We start from the raw sequence: 17,687 nt of genomic DNA, 5'->3' as shown, positions 1-17,687 counted from the left end.
GCCACGCAGGATCGGGTTGAGTTCGGTGATGACTTTCGTCAGGCTGCGCCCTCGCGCACCCTTGAGCACTTCACGGATTTTGTCTTCCAGCCTCTTCAGGCTGGTCGGCGCAATCCTCAGTTTCGGGGCCTTGTGCCATGTCAGACTATAACCGAGAAACTTCCTCTTCCACGGACTCGCTACCGCGCTCTTGGCCGCATTCACCGTGAGCTTGAGCATGTCCGCCAGAAACCGGGTGATGCTCGCCATGACCCGTTCTCCTGCCTGCTGGCTTTTGACATAGATGTTGCAGTCATCGGCGTAGCGGCAGAAGGCGTGGCCCCGGCTTTCCAGTTCCCGATCCAGTTCCGTCAGCAGGATGTTCGATAGCAGCGGACTCAGCGGACCGCCTTGCGGCGTTCCCTCGGTCCGTTGGGATACGATCCCCTCTGCCATCATCTCCGCTTCGAGGTACCGGCGGATGAGGCGAAGCACTCGTCCATCGTCGATCTTCTTCGAGAGTTTCTCCATCAGCAGATCATGGTTGACCCGGTCGAAGAATTTCTCCAAGTCCATGTCCACCACCACCCTGCGACCCTCGGCGACGTACTGCCTGGCCGCCTTGACCGCTTGATGGGCACTCCTTCCCGGTCGGAAGCCGTAGCTCGAATCGGAGAAGTCGGCCTCGAAGATCGGCGAGAGCACTTGATGCAACGCTTGCTGGATCAGCCGATCCGTCAGCGTCGGGATGCCGAGTGTCCTCACCCCACCTTGCGGCTTCGGTATGTCCACCCGGCGCACCGGCGAAGGCATGTACTCCCCCGCCAGCAGCTTGGCCTTGATCGTCGGCCAGTGTTGCTTGAGATGATCCTTGAACCCGGCGATACCGATGCCATCGACACCGGCAGCACCCTTGTTCTCGACCACCCGCTGATAGGCGAGCATCAGGTTGCCACGTTCGCACATGACGTCCATCAGCCTGCTTTCCTGCTTCCACTCCGCTTTCGTCCGCGGACGGGTCGTCACATCAGCCTCGGCGCCGTGCAAAGCCCCCTCGGGGTTCCGCCCCGATTCCTCTTCGCCGGTATCCGCTTGCCGCGAATCTTCTGCCTTCATCGACTGGACGTGTGTTCCCGCCGCCTACTTGCGGCTTTCAATGTTCGGCCCTTCGGCTCGTGCTGACGCCTACTATGACCTCTGCTGACTTCTGCATGGGCTTCCCGACACCTCTCGATGTCAGTAGCACGGAGGTTGCCCTCGGCACCCGTGCAGATCTCCCCGGGTATTGCGCACCCACCTTCACGCTTATACCTGTCGGATATACGTCACGGCGTTCCGTACAAGTTTCGGGCTTCACAGATATCCGCCTGCTCACCCCGCCGTGCCGCCTCGTATCCGCTTCCTGTTCGTCAGGCCAGCGCTTTGCCTTCAGCTTCCTTCAGATTTCCAGTCGCCCGGAACACCCTTGCCGTTCGGCTAACTCTTCCCCTTGTCGGGCGAGTAGAGGACTTTCACCTCCAAGTGAGTGCGCCCTGCCGGGCGCACGGAGAAGAAGCGGCGCATGAGGTCCATGCGCCTATCCTAGTCCGAACGCCGGGCATCCGCAATGCGCTTGGCTTCGTCAGCCCAGAAGTCGAGCTCGGCGGCGTCCATTTCCCACAGATCGCTCGGCGGGAAATGGAAGGTCCACGCGATCAGGACGATTGCATCGCGCCAATTCCACGTACCAAAAAAGGGGCGGCTTCTCCGATCAGGTCGAGCATGTCGGCGCCGTCGATCTCGTCGAGCACCGACGGCGGCAGGTTGTTCATCAGCGCCACGTACTTGAGCGCTGCGCCCATCTTGCCGTCCGACGGCTGCACGTCGACCGTCTTCATTTCCTTGCCCTTGAGGCGCCGGAGTTGCAGCTCGGTGATGACGGTTCCGTCCGGCGCGGTGATCGGGTATTCAAGTTTGAAGGTCGTCATCTCACACCTGCTCGATCTGCGCACCGATGAACTTCACCTGCGCCTTGCCGTCGCCGGACTGGACATTGACCGGCGTCGCCAGGGCGCCGCCGCGCATGATCCAGACCTGCCCGGTGTCGCCTTCGAAGGTGATGGAGGCATCGGTGGTGTTGTTGAGGGCGGCGATGTCGGTGTCGGACGAGACGGCGATCTCGCATTCGATCTCGCCGTGCACCGGCTTCTCGGAGAAGCCGAGGAAGCCGAAGTCGCCGACCACCGGGGAACGCTCGACGCCGCCGGGGTTGAGCTTGGCCGAACCGGGAAGGCTCGCAATCGTCTGCCCGTTCACGCGCACGAAGGCGCGACCGAGAATCTGTTTTCCTGCCATGTCCTTGACTCCTTACAGTCTGAACTGGATCTGCGCCGCGAAGACGCGGAACTGGTTGACGATGTTCGGCGGCAGCAGCACGTCGACGCGATTGACGTCGGTCGAGTTGCGGGCCACCAGCAGGTCGGCCTTGAACTGGTCGATGTCCTCGACCAGCCCGGCGTCTTCCCAGTCGCGGAAGAGCGCGATCATCTCGGCCTTGATGATCTTCGGCGTGACCACCGCCTGACCCGGCGCGAACTGGGTGCCGTCGTTCGCCAGCTTGTAGCGCGGGAACTTCTGCGCGATGCGCGCGCGCACCTGATAGCGCAGGAGCGACAGCGTGTACATCGTCTCGATGTCGCGGTAGCTGGGGTCGACGAAGCCGCCCGAGTTGTGCACGTAGGTGGTCACCGCGCGTTCGACGACGACGTTGCCGCCGGCGTCGACGATGGTGGTGGCGCCGCCGTAGGAGAGGATGTTGTTCCGCTCGGCACGGGTGAAGCGCTTTTCCATCGAGGCCGGCAGCCGGCCGGGCATCGCCAGGGTCTGCAGCGGGCGTGCCGGGTCGATGGCGAGGTAGTAGGCGGCGATGGCGCCACCGAGCGCGGCCTTCTCCCAGATCGGCTGCGGCTCGCCGCCGGTCTCGACCGTCCACAGGGTGACGTGGGGGTTGTTTCGGGTCGACAGCTTGGTGTTGATGCTGCCGACCGTGCCGCGGAAGCCGACGTGGCAGTGGCCGTCGTTCTGGTAGAGCGGCCCCCAGCGGGTGTCGAGTTCGGTCTCGATCAGTGCGAGGTTGGCGTCGTCGTTGTACGCCATGATGAGGGTGTTGTACTGGGTGGCGCCGATGTTGGCCAGCGCGGCCGAGATCGCCGGGTCGCCGGTACCGCCGGAAAGCGCTGCGGCGATGGTCAGGGTGAGGCCGGCCGGGGTCTTCTCCGACAGCGGGTAGTAGTTCGCCCGCAGGTCGATGTCGTTGCCGAGCGTTCCCTTGTGCCGACAGGTGAGCGTGACGGTGGCGGTCGCGCTGGTCGCGGTCACCGGCAGGTCGCCGTTGGCGTTGATCGCGGCGGCGATGGCCGTGGCGACGCTGGTGGCGGTGTCAGTCGTGGCGACGGCTACCTGCACGCGGGTGCCGGCAACGTAGAGGTTGAGCGTCCCGGCTTCGGTCGGCGCGCCGGCGACGACGATGGTTCCCGTCGCCTGGACGCCGCCGGCGGAGTCGGCGACCGGCAGCACCCAGGTCTCGATGGTGTCGGTGACGGCCAGCAGTGCGCCGACCATGGCGGCGCCGATCGAGCCACGGCCGAGCTTGGTGGTGGCGTTGGCCAGGTTGTCCATCTGGAACGGGACGTTGGCGACGTCGGTGCCGGCGGCGAGCATCGGGGCAATCAGCAGGATGCGCTGCGGCATGTTGACCAGCCCACCGATGGCTTTGGAGTTGTCGAATTCGACGTACTGCCCCGGGGTCAGCAGGTTGACCGGGATCTGATTGAAGGAAATCTGGGCGCCGGGCATCATTCAGCTCCTTGGCTTGCGGACGGCATTGCGCTGTCGGTGAGGGATACGTCGCCGTCGGCGAGGCGGCGAATCCAGAACGTGTCGTGGTCAGGAACTTCGGTAGCCGCCGTCACTTCGCGGCCGGTCACCGGGTCGCGCACCAGGCGCCCCGGTACGGGGTAGATTTGCATTGCAGTCTCCGGTCAGGATGAAAGGGTGATGCGAGCAGCCGCGTCGATCTGGCCGTCGGGGACGGTCGGCGCCGGCGGGTCGTTACGCGGGCTCGACATGTCGATCTCGACGACCGCCGTGCCGAAGTCATCGACTGCGGGCGCTGGCGACCAGACGTACTTGCATTCGTATTCGAGGGCGAGCGACCCGGCCTCGACATTCGCTGCGCTGGCGGTGTCCGGGTCGGCGCCCTTGTACTCGAAGGTCTCACTGATGCCGCCGAGCGTCTGATCGAGGGAGAGCAGGCTTTCCACCGTTTCGGCCAGTGCGTCGAGGGTGTCGTCGAGGTGCTCGTCAGCGCTTGCGTACAGGCGGACGTACACCCGTACCGTGCGCAGCTCGCTGAACTGGTCGCTGTGCCGCTCCGCCGTTTCGCCGCCGGTCTCGACATTGGCGAAGGGCAGCTTGTCGGTCGAGGTCGGCTGCACGCGTCCGGTGTAGCAGTTGGCGAGGCCCGGATGCGCGGCCAGCAGTTGCCTGACCTGGTCGCGGATTTTCTGGCGAGTGTGCATTCAATTTCCTCAGGCGGCGATGAAGCCCTGCGCGTTGACATAGACGGCCGCGCCGGCGGTGAGACAGGCGAAATTCAGCGCCGTGTTTGCCGTGCTCTTCAGCGGGTTGCTGAACATGATTTCGGACATCGGCGCGTTGGCCGGCAGATGCCCGCGCCAGATCACCGTCGCGCCATCCTTGACGACGACCTCGGTGGCCACCGCGGACGCGTTACTGAGGCTCATCGATGTCAGGTAGAGTCGCAGCCCGGCGCCGGCCGCAACGGCGAGAACGACGTCGGTCGTATTGACGACCCCGCCCGCGGCGGCGGCATACGCCCACTCGAGCTCCGGGATCTGCCACGGTCGTACCACCTGCACGCCCTGCAGCGTCGTGACCAGGTCAGCGACATCGCCGTTGGCGACCGTCGGATACGCCGATGACCTTGCGTGCGCAGCCGCGATCAGCGGCGCCGTTGCGCCGCGCGCGCCGTCGTGCGCGACTGGCCCGGCGACGTTCGACGCGGTGACCGTCCCGGAGGCTGTGACCGACCCCGAAACGGTCACCGATCCGCCACATACCTGCACGCCGAGCGCCTGCCCGGCGACGGCCTGCCCTCGCCCGGCGGTAATTTCCGCCGTCAGTTCGGCATAGTCCTGGATCGAGATGAACTGAATCACGGCGTTGGTATTCGACGCCGGCGCGGTCGTACCGTTTTTCCAGCGCATCCGGATCTTGTAGACGGCGTTCGGGTCCGGGATCTGCTGGTGGCGCCGGTAACTCTGCGCACGCGCTCCGGTCGCGTCGAGCACCGACGAATGGAACCACGCCTCGTCGGCGAACGGTTCCAGTTCGTAAAAACCGGTACCGGCCGTGGTCGTGATCGTCGAGGCCGCCGATGCCAGCGGGGCCAGACCGCCGTTCTGCACCAGGTACTTGCCCTGTGTGGCGCTGGTGCCGTCGAACATCCAGGCGATCGAATGCAGCCCGTCCGGAACGCCAGTGTCCGGGTTGACGCTCACCGCCTCCAGATAGAACTCGGTGTTCGCGATACGCTGCGACAGCGTCATCCCGCACTGCACCCGGAACGGGATGGTGTAGGTGTCGAGCGAGATCACGCTGGTCACTGCGTTGGCGACGATGCCGCTGCCGAGCGTCAGCACGCCACCCGCCACCGCGACGCTGCCGCCCGAGCCGATCGTCGGCGTCTCCCATTTCGTCGCATCGAGCGAGGCGCCGATGAAGGAATCGCGGAACTTCTTCTGTACCGACTTGACCTTGAGCATGTCGTCTTGCAGGTCGTAGCCGGCGAAGACTTCAGCATAGGTTCCGTCGGGCATGGCTTTCAGGCGCTTGTTTATGCCGTTCAGCACTTTGTAAAACACGTCGGTGAGAGCCACTGTCTTCTCCTGGGACGATCAGATTTTCACGACTTCGGCGCGCAGCAGGCAGCCGTCGTCGAAACCCTGGGGGCCGGTACGCAAGCGATAGATTTGATTGCCGCTTGCCCCGATGACCGTCACCCGCTCACCTTCGTCGAGCCCTGGCCACTGGCCCAGCGGGTAGGTGAAGGTGGTTGCCGTCGTGACGATCATGTCGTTGAGCAGCAGGCTGTCCGGGGCATCGATGAGCACTTTGCCGGGCTGGGCAGGACCGCCGGCGGACGGGGTCCAACTGGCGTCTTCGGCGAAGTCGGTGAAGAACGCCGCCAGGGTTTCGAATGCAGGCATGGATGCCCCTTATGCCTGCTCGGCCTTGACCGCTGCGACGCGATCCTTGTCGTCGGCGTATTCGAGCTGATGAACAGCGTCGCCGATCTCCTGTTCGAGGGTGACGATGTCGCCTTCGGAATAGGTTTTCTCGTTGCCCTTTTCGTCACGAACGCGGTAGATGAAGCCTTCGCGGACGACATAACGCTTGCTTGCCATGGTGGAGGTTCCTTTGCGGGTAATGGGTGGGAGCGGGCAATCAACCCGCTCCCGAGGGGCTGCTGTCGCGATCAGGCGGTCAGCGCGTCGGTCATGACCGAGAAACTGGCGGCGTGGCGAACGGCCACGTCGACCGATTGCATGGCGCGCAGCAGGACGCCGCCCTGCTTGAACAGGGTGGCGTCGTACGGGTTCGGCATGATTTCGAGCACGCCCCACTCGCCGAGAATCAGTTCGGACCAGTTGCCGAAGATGACTTCGGAGCAGATGCCGCTCGACGTGCCCTTGGTGAGCGTGGAGCGCGCCTGGTTGCTGCGGGCGACCGGGTAGCCGTTGATCTCGCCGGGAGTGCCGGAACGCTGGCCGCCGGGGAGGTTGGTCCAGAGGTACTGGCCGGTGGTCGACTTCAGCTTCTTGAGCCAGCCGACGGCCTTGGCATTGGTCAGGTAGGCCATGCTGTCGACGTCGGCGTTGGCGTTGGCGACCGCGGTTTCCAGGTCGATCAGGTGATCGATGGTGAGCTGTGCGCCGTTGGTGCCGCCGATCACCGAGCCGACGCCGGCGACGTTGACGACGCCGGTGGGCTGACCGCCGGATCCGGTACCGGACAGCGCAGCAAGGTCGATGCCGAGGGCGATCTGTGCGATCAGGTCGGCACGGGCCAGCATTTCGATGTCGGGCGTCGATTGCAGCAGCATCTGCCGAGTGATCGCCGAGTAGGTGCCGATGCTCTTCAGCGCCAGGCTGACCTTGTCGAAGGTCGCTTCGGCTTCGGTCAGGTTGCCGCCTTCCGTCACCCAGAAGGTGCTGGTGGCGCCGGTCTGACGCGGGATGTCGACGTTGCCGACCAGCCCGGAAAGGACGGTGGCGCCGAGTTGCAGGACGCGGGCCTTGGCGCGCAGGACTTCGATGAAGCTGCCGGCGAGCAGGTTGGTGGCGACCATTGCGCCGCCGGTGGCCTGCGCACCGGCGGCGTACTGCGCACGCTGGGCGAACGGGATGTTGGTCGGCATGAAGAAGCCCTGGGTGTTCTTGCCCATGCGCTTGCCGATGTCGTTGGAGACTTCCAGCTCGAAGCCGGCGTCTTTCCACGAGTTGCTGACGACGGCGTTGATCGCGCGCAGCATCGAGTAGCGGGCCTTTTCCTTCGTCGACAGGTCGGGGGCGTAGCCGTCGTCGAGCTTGGCGACCGGTGCCGAGGCGCGCTGCAACTGGAGGTCGAGCACGGCGCCGCGGGCTTCTTCGATGGAGGCGCCCTTCTGGATCAGGCCGGCGCGGATGTCGTCCGGCACCTTGTGGGCGCGGCACATGGCGTCGATTTCGTTGATACGGCGGCGCTCGGCTTCGGCGCCCTGGGCGCGGACCTGCGGTTCGTCGATGACCACGGCACCACCGGCCCCGCCGGCTGCGCCGTCAGTCGCCTTGTCTTGCAGGGTGTGACGTTGCGTGTACATGGATTGCTCCTGGGATTCGGCAGATGCCGGTTGCTGTTGGCGGCCTGATTCCTTGACCTGAATCTCGACTCGCGCTTCCTCGCCGCCGTGACTGCGCCCGACGCCCACGGTGGGGTCGGCGGGCACGGTCACGAGCGAGATTTCGTAGGGCTCCCAATCGGTCGCCGTGTAGGTTTCTTCTTCGACGTCCTCGAGGAACTTGAAGACGCGGTACATGAACGAGGCATTGACCAGGACGCCGTCGTCAGCCTGTTGCATGGCCCACTCGCCCCGCTCGTCACGACCGAAGCGGACGGTGCAGTAGCCGCGGCGGTCGGCGCCCAGCTCGATCGCTTCGACCACGCCGAGGAGGTCGTCCCGGCAGTGGTTGAAGAGGAGCGGCAGCGTCGCCTGGCGCTGCCCTTGCCGCATCGCTCCTTTTTCGTGGCTCAGGATCTCGGTGCCGTACCACATGTCGACCGGCTCTTCCGAGCTGAACGGGAAGCGCAGGGTGCGTGCTTCTCTGTCGACCTGGCCGCCGCCGTCGGCGCGCAGCGTCAGGCTTCGGCACTGGGGCCCGATCTTCTCGGGCCGCTGACGAATTGCCATGGGAATCTCCAATTGAAAAGCCCGCCGGTAACCCCCGACGGGCGTGTGCAGACGTGTGCACTGACGCACGACTTTCAGGTCTTCTCCGGCGGCTCGCCGGCTTCTGCTGTTTCGCCAGGATCCTGCTCAGGCTCTTCGGGCTCGCCTTCCTGCCCTTCCTGTCCGGAAGCGCCTTCTTCGCCGGCCTCGGCGCCGGCGGCGGCTTGCCCCTTGCCCGCCATGTCGACTTGCGCCGGGTCGGTGTCGAACACCAGCTCGAGCTCGCCCATCATGTCCAGCTCCTGACGACGGCCCTTGAACACGTCCTCGGCATCGGCGCCGCCGCCGGTCTGGGCGATCACGTCGGACACGGTCATGAAGCCGGCGCGGACCGCTGCCCGGAAGGCGTTGACCTCCTTGGTCGGGTCGATCCAGTTCCAGCCGCGCGGCTTGAAGCGCACCCGCTCGTACTTGTACGGGTTGCTGTAGTAGTCCGGGGCGAGGACTTCGCCGGCGAGCACCGCGGCCGGCAGCCACTCGCGGTAGATCTCCGACAGGCAGTTGCGGATCAGCCACCCCTGCAGCACGCGCCATAGGTCGCGGTCGTCGAGCAGCGCCAGGCGCGAGCTGGAGTAGTTCGACTGCGAGTAGTCCCTCGACAGCGCCTCGTAACTCGTGCCGACGCCGGCAGCCATTTCGCGCAGCATGAAGCGCATGAACGGCTCCAGCGCGGCATTCGGCCGGCTCGGGTTGAAGCCGATGAAATCCTCGCCGGGCAGCAGTTGCTTGAAGGTGCCTGGCTCGGAATCGATCACCCGCTGTCCGTAAGCCACGTCGTCGCCAGCGGCGGGCTCGGGCGCCTTGATGAAGCCGACGATGTTGGCCGAGGCTCTCGCCGCGACGATCTCTGCCTCGGCGTAGCCCTTCATGTCGTTCAAGCGCCGCAGCACCGCGTGGAACCAGGGCACGCCGCGCGTCTGCGGCCAGCGCTCGACGATGTAGAGGTGGATCATCTCTTCGGCCGGCACGCGGATGAACTTGCTGGCGACGAAGGCGCGAAACTGGTAGTCGCCGGGGTGCGTCGGGTGCAGCCAGTAGGCCACCGGGCGGCCCCATGCGTCGATCTCGACCCCCATGCGGATGGCGTTGCCATTCGGCGCCTGCGCGGTCTGCCATTGGTCCATCAGCCGGTCGGCCTCGATCACTTCGAGGGCGAACGGGATGCGACCGCCGCCGAATGGCTGCCTGACCTTGCGGATCAGCACTTCGCCGGCTTCGACCAGTTGCCCCATGATCAGGCGCAGGATGTCGGGCAGGCCGAGCAGCCCCGCCGTGTGGCAGGTCTTGCGATCGCACCAACGCTCCCAGGCCTCCTCGATCTGCGAGTTGATCGGGTCGAGCAGCTTGCCGCGCGCGTTCGCTACCTGCGCCTGGACGCCGATGCCGGTACCGACGACGTTGTTCTGCACGATGCGCACGGCGTTCTTGGCGTGTGCGTTGTCGCGCACCATTTCGCGCGAGCGCGCGCGCAACAGGCGCAGGCTGGTCAGGATCTCCGAGTCGGCGGAGGTGTTGAGCGCCGACCAGTCGGAGGTCAGGCGGTTCATCTGCGCGGCGGCGTACATGCGCTGCGCTTCCTGCCGGGCGATCTTGTCGCGCTGCGCCTGCCGTTCGGCGTTCCATGCGGCAAGCACGACGGACCCCTTCTGGGCGATGCGCTCTTGGTTGTACCAGTTACCCATCAGCGGCTCACTTGAATCTGACCATCAGGTTGCGGGGATTGCCCAGACCGTTGGCGATGTCCTGCGCGGTGCGCTCGTTCAGGACCCTCGCCTTCCAGAAGGTGATGGCCGAGATGAGTTCGGGTGCGGTGTAGTAGCGGGCTTCGCGCGTGCCGATCTTGTATTCCTTGACCTTGGCGCCGCTGCGCGTGAGGTCGGCGAGCGCGCTTTCGGCGTCGGCCAGCGCCTTCTCGGCGAGGCTGCGACCGTCGTAGCCGGCGGCTTGCGCGCTCAGATCGGGAAGCACCGTCAGGCGGCCTGAGCCGACCGTGATGCGCTCGCCGCTCTTGCTGAGCTGGGCCACCACCGTGTAAGCGCCGGCCGTCAGGCCAGCGCTCTGCGCGGTCATCAGGCTCGTCTTCCACCCTCGGCCATCGGCGACGGCGGTCAGGTCGAGCGCCGCCGGGCCGCGCAGCAGGTACTTGAGCGTGTAGGCCGAGGCGTCCAGTAGCCGCCCTTGGGCGTCGACGACCGGGGCGTCGTTCCAACTGGCGGAGTCGCCGGCGGTGATCTGTGCGGGGATGTTCATTACCACCTCGTTGCCTTGAAGCCCCCGCCTGACGGGGCGTTAAAAAACCCGCCAGGTTTCGGTCGGGCGGGTTTCGCTTGGGGTGCCGGGGGTGCTGCAGGCGGCCCGGCGCCGTCAGACGATGGATCACCTCCTTCCAGCGGTTGAAGCGGCGGCAGCGGTTCGGCTGCCGGTGCGCCGAGCAGGTCTGCCTGGCGAACCTTTCGTTCCTCGTCGGTCCAGCGCTCTTCCTTCCAGAGGTTGATCTTGAGGCTGCGCGCCGCATGCAGCGCGTACACCTCGCAGTCGAGCGCTTCGTTGCGCACACCGGCCTTTTTCTGCCAGACCTTGCGGTTGCGGATGGTTCGGTGCGGGGCTTTCACCTCGGCGGTGATCTGCTCGAAGTAGTCGGGGCGCACGCCCTTGTACCAGTGCATCCGCCCCGGCCCGGTACCGTTCAGCTTGATCCGGCCGCCGTTCGAATCGACGCCGAGCAGCAGATCCTTGGCCCGCTGCGTCCCGACGATGAACGGGCGGAGACCGTACTTGTGCGCCTTCTGTTTCCGGTCGGTGTCCACCGAGAGCTTCGGCGGGCTGAAGACTTCGCGACCGTCGTCCATCGACGCGCCCTTGACCGCCATGTAGCCGCGGCCCATCCGGCGCCGCACGTAGGCATAGACGGCGTCGGAGGTCTGGCCGTCCGACGAGTCGACGCTGACGGCGCGCACGCGCAGGCTCGCGCCGCTGACGTGCGCGATCGGGCGCGACAGCAGGGCATCGAGGTCGATCCAGGCGCCTTGCTCGGCGACCACGGTCTGACCGTGGATCTCGCCCCAGTAGAGCAGCCAGGACTCCTCGCCGCGGCCCCAGGCGCGGATCACGACTGCCAGGCGGTCGTGCTGCACGTCCACGCCGGCCGTGATCACCAGGGCGCCCCACGGCACCGTCAGTTCGGCGTAGTCCTCGGCGCGTTCCTTCAGCGTGTCGACGTCGGGCAGGTCGCTCGCGTACGCATAGGCCAGCCCCTGCGTGTTGTTCACGAACGAGCGCAGCTTCGTGTCGTCGCCCTGCTCGAGCGCGTGCTGCGCAGTGAGCCACTTCTCCACCAGGCGCTGCAGGATCGACCCGGGGAAGGGGCTGTACAGCTCGTTGATGTAGAACCCGGCCACGCCGTAGAACGGCGCCGTCGCCTGCCAGCCGAAGCCGGCGGACTCGGCCCGGCGTACGTTGCGGTTCTTTTCGGCATCGCTCCACGTGCAACTGCAGTGCGGACAGACGTAGTACGCGGTCTCCGGCCGGGCATGGCCGAAGACCTCGTGATTGAACTCAGGGTCTTCGGTCCAGCGGACATGCTCCCACGACAGTACGTGCGCTTCGTCGCAGTGATGGCACGGCACGAAGAACTTGCGCTGGTCGCTGGCCTTGTAGCCGGCGTCGACTCGCGACAGACCCTCGATCGTCGGCGTACCGCCGAAGATGACCTTGCGCCGCGGGAAGGACTTGGTCCGCTCTTCGAGCAAGGTGATGGTGTCGCCCTGGTCGTTGACGTTCTCGTTGCAGTCGTCCGGCTCCTCTACCGCGACCACCGGGGCCGGCGTGGATTTCACCGAACTGGGGCTGTTGGACCCGACGAACTTCAGGAAGCCGCCGGGGAAGCCCTTGAACTGCCAGCGGTTGTCCCGGTCGCGCTTCTTGTGCACCGGGATCTTCTCGGCCAGGCGAGGCGTCGCCTCGACCATCGGTCCGAACTTCTCGTCGTTGAACTCCTTTGCCGCGCCATCCTTGGCGAACATGATGATCATCGGGCATGGATCGATGTCGATCCGCCGGCCCACGTAGTTCAGCAGCACGCCGTCGGTCCAGGCGACCTGCGCCGACTTCTTCGCCACCACCTTGGTGACGGTCGGATCGTCGAGCGCCGCGTGGATGCCGGGCACCCAGGGCGTCAGCTCCGGGTTATACCGGCCCGGCCTCGCCGATGCCTTCGCCGACATCCCCCGGTACCGGCGCGCCCAGTCCGTTGTCGACATTTGCTCGGGCGGCGCCAATAGTGCCGCCAGCCGGCGCAGCAAAGCCGCGTTCGCCTGGGTCGTATCGAGCGAGTTGTGCCAGTGCGGCGAAGGTGTGTTCATTGAGGATGCTCAGGTCGACTTCGATCCCGTACAGCGCGTCGAGCTCGCTCTTGAGCTTGTCGTCGCGGGACAGCAACTCCGACCGGAAGGCGCCGACCATCTGCATCAGCTCGGGCTCCAACTGGGCCACGTTGATGAGCATTCCCTTCTTCTCGGCGACCGTCAGCATCTTCAGCTCACGATCGACACGTTCGGTCAGTACGCGCTCGCGCGTCAGGTCAAGGCCGTCGTCGGACCGGTGCCCGGCAGCCACGCCGCGCAGATGGCGCAGGTAGGCGACGCGGATCTCGTCCATCGTCGCCACCTTCCAGTCGATCCCCAGCTTCTCCAGGTGGCGGCTCACCTCCGACTGGTTGAGGTCGAGGTGATCGGCAATCTGCTGCTGAGTCGGCATGAGACTTATGGCCCCCTTAGCCATCTCGAAACTAGAGAGAAACCGCGTCTTTCAGCGCCGCAATACAAGGGATTTTAAAGGACCCGTTTTACATTGCGAGGCGCTTGGCGATTGCTTTCCGTAGCTCTTTAGGAAAGTTCTCTTGAATTCGCTTGACCACAAAGCCATTGATTCTCTTTGTGTTGAACATCGACGGAACATCAACAGTCTCAACGGCTTTGATCTTTCTACCATCACCGGTTCGTTCGAACACCGTGCGGCCCTTGTTGCCAATGAACGCTCCCTTGATGATCTTTCGCGGACCGTTCCTTTTGATCTGCACGGATACGCCACCACCCACCGGAACGGTAAGCGTCACCCATCGCCCGCCGAGTAGGACAGCAATACGTTTCGTCGCCGTACCAGGGGCTGGCTCGGCATTAAACAGCATGACATTTCTCGACCTATGGCCGCGGCGCCGTGGGAATGCCTGGATCACCGCGACCAGATTGCTGCGATCCTTAGCGCGACTCACCTTCAACTGGGATCTAGCTTCGCTCTTGTCGATGTTGAACTCGTCGGTGATCTTCTTGACCATATCCGACCTGGCCTTCGAAGCGGTCTTGTTGATCGCCTCGTTGATGGCAACTGACCTCAGGCCAACCGCGACCTTCCTCAGTGCGGACGCCTGTTCCTTGAGGTTATGCCGCACATTGATCTTGACCATGCCGACGCCCCTGAAAACGAAAAAGCCCGCTCTCCTCTCGGATGCGGGCTTGCTGGACGGTCGAAACACCAGCGTGCCCGAATTACACAACTTGTGTCGGATCGTGTCAACCCTCCGCGAGAAAAGATCGCGCCGGCCAGGTGCGGCGCTTCTTGGCATCGGCCAGATGCTGCTCGATGCGCTGGTGAGCGTGATGCAACCGCGCGTACAGCGTATCGCTACTGAACCCGCAGTCCCGAGCCTTCTGCCTGGCGGTGCCCGGCTTGAGGTAGAAGACGCACACCACCAGGCGCAGTTCGTCCGGCAGCTTGGATACGGCCGAATCGGTGGCGCTGGCCTCTTCGTCGTACTTCGGATCGACCGGACGCAAGGAGCACGTCGCCTCCCAGCGGGAAAGGGTGCAGGGCGAAAACCCTAATCCTGCCGCCCTGCGTCCGCCTGCCGCCCAATCCGCCCACCGCAGCAGCCTGTTGTCGATGTGCTCGATCATTTCGCGCCGCCCTTTCGCTGAACATGGACGAATAGCGCCGAACCGCTGACCGACAAGGCCGGGACCGGAGAACGGGTGCCGACCTCATTCCCCGCCTCACCGGCCCAGAAGGCAGGTTGTCCAGAGACTCCGGCCCTCAGCGCAGCATCGACATCGGCAGCGCCGAAAGCCGCCCGGGCCGCATCGATGAACTCAGCAGTCTCCGGCATCAGCTTTCGCAAAGGCTTCTTCTCTTTCATTTATCCCCCTTCTTTCCTTGCAGTTACGTCAAAACGTAAAAGTTACGCGGTGGTTACGCCGTAAGTATCTGAAGTTACGCAAGTTACGCGGTTACGCGCTTTTTTCCCGCACATGAACAACCTACACCAATGCACTACGTCAACGTCAGAGCGCAGCGGCGTAAATCGCTCACGTATACGCGCGCGCGCTTTACGCGTAACCTGCGTAACTTCAATGAGTTACGGCGTAACTCCCGCGTAACCGCTGGCGTAACCGCGTAACCGGCGCCGCGCATCACTGCCCCACCGTGCCCGCAGGCACGCCCTCGCTCAGGAAGTCGTGCAGCGGCTTCTCGAACGCAACTGACGAATCGGCCGCCCACGCGCCCTCGGTCATGCCTTCGGGTGCCCCGCAGCCGGACGGTATCCACATGCGATCGCAGCGCTTGCCGCGCACCGGGTCGGACAGCTTGACCACCTTGTAGCGGATCAGCAGCGGCTTGCCGGCCTTCTCGCTCAGCTGGGAGACGTACTTCTGCACCACCTTGGTGAATTGCTCCTGAGGCGGCGGGAAGCGCTCCCCGGTCGCCCCGCACCAACGCCGGAAGGCCCGGTAGAGCTGCGTTGCCGAACACACCTGAAGAGGGAGCGGGAGATACCCAGCCAGCCACTCGCGGATGAAGCGTTCCGCCGGGCGCAGACCCAGCTCGATCAGGTCACGCTTGGCCGTCGTCATCAGCGGCCGCGTGAACTCGGAAAAGTCGCCGAGCGGGTAATCGAGCAGATAGCGGTACAGCGCTTCCGCGCCACCGGCCCTGAGGCACTGATCCACCCGCTCGTACAGCCCCTCCTGGTTCTGCGACGGCGTGTAGACGACGAAATAGCGGCGGTCGCCCTCCTCCAATGCCAGCGGCTGCGTCTCGTTCGACAGGAACACCACGTTCAGGTGATTCGACTCGACACGCATCGGCATGAACTTCTGCTCGATCGGGATCGTCTCGCCGGTGATCAGCGACTTCAGCTTGTTCTTGTGGTGATAGAGCTCCGCGCGCGCGATGACCTCGTCGCCGATCGCCATCAGCCGGCGCGAGCACCACTCGTTGTACTGCGACTCGAGCTGCCCCTGGCCGACCACGATCGAATACTTCCCGTAGATCGCTGCCACCGACTCGAAGAACAGGTTCTTGCCGGCGCCCTGCGGGCCGTGGAACACCAGCGCCGAGCGCATCTTCGCCCCCGGCCGCTGCAAGGGCAGCGCGAGCCACTTGAGCACCCAATCGACGACGCGCTCGACGTCTTCGGGTGTCTCGGCAGAATCCCGGCACAGGTACGCCAGCAGCTCGATCAGCGGATCGCAGTCCCCGCGCTTCGGCTTCATCTCGAAGCCGTCGAAGAGGTTGATGGCCGGATACTCGACCTCACGCCCAGGCTCGAACACCAACTGATCCAGCCGGACCATGCGCCGCTTCTCCGACCCCAGCCACATCTTGACCAGGTCGGAACCGAACGCCAGACGCAGATGATTGACCTTGATCAGCATCTTCTGGAGGCAGTCCCACACCGTATCGGTGCCATAGACCAGCACGAAGTTTTCTGCCAAGTCGTTGAACTTGTTCCAATCGACCGGCTTCTTCTCCTTCTTCGGCTTCGCCGCCCCCGGCTGGCTCGTGGATCCTGCGGCCTCCGCCCCCGCCCCCCCGGAGTGCGCCGGGGCCGCTGGCGACGCCTCGCCTCCAGAGGGAACGGGAGAGTCCGCAGGCGCACCCTCCTCCCACGGCAGCGGGGAAGCATCGTCCGCATCGCACGCATCGGCGGCAGCAAGGTCCGACGAGAACAGCAACGGCGCCGACCGCACGCGCACGGCGAGCGCCTCACCGAGCAGCCCGTCCTCGATCGCATCGGCGATGTCCCACCCCGACGGCGCCTCGCCCGGGTCCGGGATCGGCACCAGGCGCACCGTGCAGCCCAGGCCGCGCAGGATCTCGGCGACCTCGTTCATCGCGCGCACCCCCGGCTGCTCCTCGACCGGCAGCAGCGGCTGCCTTGCAGCAGCAGCATCGACCGCCTCCTGGTGCAACTTCACCGCCGCCTGCAGGCGCGCCGTCCGCTCGCGTGAACGCGGCAGCGCCGACAGCTCGGGATCGCCGACCAGCTCGAGCAATTGATCCTGCGTCAGCGGCACGCGCGCCGCGTCGCAGTCCGGCCACAGCCAGACCTCGCGATCGCGCAGCGCCTCCCAGCTCGCCTTGCTCACCGCTTTGCCGCCGCCGGGCCACGACACCGTGACGAAGTCCGGCAGCGCCAGATGGCCCGCATCCGCGCACTTCTCGCCCTCGACCACCAGCACCGGCGCCGACGGTCGCGCCGCCAGGCGGTCCAGCCCGTACAGCGGGCGCGGCTCGGGGAACGCCTTCCAGCGCCACTCGCAGGCGCCGGTCAGTTCGTTGCGGCACCACACCAGCGGCAGCGTCTCCTTGCCGCCGCCCGAACGGCGGAAGCGATAGACGAAGCCGAGCAGCGAGCCCGTAAAGTTGCGGTACGCCCACACGCACTCCGGCAGGCCGCGCACGTAATGCGCCCGCGGCGGCTCTGGCGCATCCGCCGGCGCCGGCAGGACCGCCACCCACGGCGACTCATCATCGGCCTGAACGTCTGCGCGCGGAGCCGGTGCCGGGCGTACAGGCAGCGCCGGCGCGTTCTCTTCGCCCGGGATGACACCCCCGAGCGCCTGGAACGCCTCGCGGAAACCCATCGAGCCGTACTCCATCATGAAATCGATCGCGTTGCCGTGCGTGCCGCAGCCGTGGCAGTGATAGAAGCCCTTGGCCGGGACGACGCGGAACGACGGCGTCTTCTCCGAGTGAAACGGGCACAGCGCCTCGAATTCCGACCCCGCCTTCTTCAGCGGGACGAACTGGTCGATGACGGAAACGATATCGACCCGCGCCAGAAGCGCGTCGATATCCGACTGGTCGATTCGGTGCATCACCG

At 65.3% G+C, this 17,687-nt stretch carries 19 protein-coding genes; all 19 read right to left on the bottom strand.

Features of this window, described 5'->3' with window-relative positions:
- Positions 1-1,095 (bottom strand): group II intron reverse transcriptase/maturase (gene ltrA / locus CCR84_RS12805; protein WP_242508715.1); only part of this gene is annotated, 1,095 nt, incomplete at its 3' end.
- 465 nt (positions 1,096-1,560) lie between these two features.
- Positions 1,561-1,674, bottom strand: coding sequence for a GpE family phage tail protein (locus tag CCR84_RS16925; RefSeq protein ID WP_420825395.1), 114 nt, complete (start codon positions 1,672-1,674; stop codon positions 1,561-1,563).
- Positions 1,674-1,946 (bottom strand): phage tail assembly protein, encoded by a 273-nt coding sequence (locus tag CCR84_RS12795; RefSeq protein ID WP_201212894.1) that lies wholly within the window; start codon positions 1,944-1,946, stop codon positions 1,674-1,676. The genes CCR84_RS16925 and CCR84_RS12795 overlap by 1 nt, the downstream gene beginning before the upstream one ends.
- A 1-nt stretch (position 1,947) precedes the next feature.
- Complete coding sequence (locus CCR84_RS12790) at positions 1,948-2,313, bottom strand: phage tail tube protein (protein WP_201212891.1); 366 nt, start codon at positions 2,311-2,313, stop codon at positions 1,948-1,950.
- 12 nt (positions 2,314-2,325) lie between these two features.
- Positions 2,326-3,816 (bottom strand): phage tail sheath C-terminal domain-containing protein, encoded by a 1,491-nt coding sequence (locus CCR84_RS12785; RefSeq protein WP_207186288.1) that lies wholly within the window; start codon positions 3,814-3,816, stop codon positions 2,326-2,328.
- A complete protein-coding gene (locus CCR84_RS12780) occupies positions 3,813-3,986 on the bottom strand; it encodes a DUF2635 domain-containing protein (protein ID WP_201212880.1) in 174 nt (57 codons plus the stop codon). Before CCR84_RS12780 ends, CCR84_RS12785 begins: the two co-directional genes overlap by 4 nt.
- 12 nt (positions 3,987-3,998) lie before the next feature.
- Complete coding sequence (locus tag CCR84_RS12775; RefSeq protein ID WP_201212878.1) at positions 3,999-4,538, bottom strand: hypothetical protein; 540 nt, start codon at positions 4,536-4,538, stop codon at positions 3,999-4,001.
- A gap of 9 nt (positions 4,539-4,547) precedes the next feature.
- Positions 4,548-5,918: a hypothetical protein gene (locus CCR84_RS12770; RefSeq protein ID WP_201212876.1), complete on the bottom strand. Its 1,371-nt coding sequence runs from the start codon at positions 5,916-5,918 to the stop codon at positions 4,548-4,550.
- Positions 5,919-5,936: 18 nt separating this feature from the next.
- Positions 5,937-6,248, bottom strand: a complete 312-nt coding sequence (locus CCR84_RS12765) for a head-tail joining protein (RefSeq protein WP_201212874.1) — start codon at positions 6,246-6,248, stop codon at positions 5,937-5,939.
- A gap of 9 nt (positions 6,249-6,257) precedes the next feature.
- On the bottom strand, positions 6,258-6,446 hold the full coding sequence (locus CCR84_RS12760) for a hypothetical protein (protein WP_201212872.1): 189 nt from the start codon (positions 6,444-6,446) through the stop codon (positions 6,258-6,260).
- 71 nt (positions 6,447-6,517) lie between these two features.
- Positions 6,518-8,488 carry a phage major capsid protein gene (locus CCR84_RS12755; RefSeq protein ID WP_201212870.1) on the bottom strand — a complete coding sequence of 657 codons (1,971 nt, stop codon included), beginning with the start codon at positions 8,486-8,488 and terminating at the stop codon, positions 6,518-6,520.
- A gap of 74 nt (positions 8,489-8,562) precedes the next feature.
- A complete protein-coding gene (locus CCR84_RS12750) occupies positions 8,563-10,209 on the bottom strand; it encodes a phage portal protein (protein ID WP_201212868.1) in 1,647 nt (548 codons plus the stop codon).
- A 7-nt stretch (positions 10,210-10,216) separates the two neighbouring features.
- Positions 10,217-10,777: a hypothetical protein gene (locus CCR84_RS12745; RefSeq protein WP_201212865.1), complete on the bottom strand. Its 561-nt coding sequence runs from the start codon at positions 10,775-10,777 to the stop codon at positions 10,217-10,219.
- Entirely contained in the window at positions 10,777-12,804 is a 2,028-nt protein-coding gene (locus CCR84_RS12740; protein ID WP_201212863.1) for a phage terminase large subunit family protein, read from the bottom strand. Before CCR84_RS12740 ends, CCR84_RS12745 begins: the two co-directional genes overlap by 1 nt.
- The gene (locus tag CCR84_RS12735; protein WP_201212861.1) at positions 12,713-13,282 is read right to left on the bottom strand and encodes an ArsR family transcriptional regulator; all 570 of its coding nucleotides are present in this window, start codon (positions 13,280-13,282) and stop codon (positions 12,713-12,715) included. The genes CCR84_RS12740 and CCR84_RS12735 overlap by 92 nt, the downstream gene beginning before the upstream one ends.
- An 88-nt stretch (positions 13,283-13,370) precedes the next feature.
- Positions 13,371-13,988 carry a phage tail protein gene (locus CCR84_RS12730; protein ID WP_201212859.1) on the bottom strand — a complete coding sequence of 206 codons (618 nt, stop codon included), beginning with the start codon at positions 13,986-13,988 and terminating at the stop codon, positions 13,371-13,373.
- Between the two features lie 106 nt (positions 13,989-14,094).
- Positions 14,095-14,478 (bottom strand): hypothetical protein, encoded by a 384-nt coding sequence (locus CCR84_RS12725; protein WP_201212857.1) that lies wholly within the window; start codon positions 14,476-14,478, stop codon positions 14,095-14,097.
- Complete coding sequence (locus CCR84_RS12720; RefSeq protein WP_201212855.1) at positions 14,475-14,717, bottom strand: hypothetical protein; 243 nt, start codon at positions 14,715-14,717, stop codon at positions 14,475-14,477. The genes CCR84_RS12725 and CCR84_RS12720 overlap by 4 nt, the downstream gene beginning before the upstream one ends.
- A gap of 274 nt (positions 14,718-14,991) precedes the next feature.
- Positions 14,992-17,682, bottom strand: a complete 2,691-nt coding sequence (locus tag CCR84_RS12715) for a CHC2 zinc finger domain-containing protein (RefSeq protein ID WP_201212853.1) — start codon at positions 17,680-17,682, stop codon at positions 14,992-14,994.
- Positions 17,683-17,687 lie beyond the last annotated feature (5 nt).

It is taken from the genome of Rhodocyclus purpureus, from assembly GCF_016653115.1.
GTDB lineage: Bacteria > Pseudomonadota > Gammaproteobacteria > Burkholderiales > Rhodocyclaceae > Rhodocyclus > Rhodocyclus purpureus.
The sequence above is the reverse complement of the archived record's forward strand: the minus strand, read 5'-3'. Positions and strand labels throughout refer to the sequence as shown.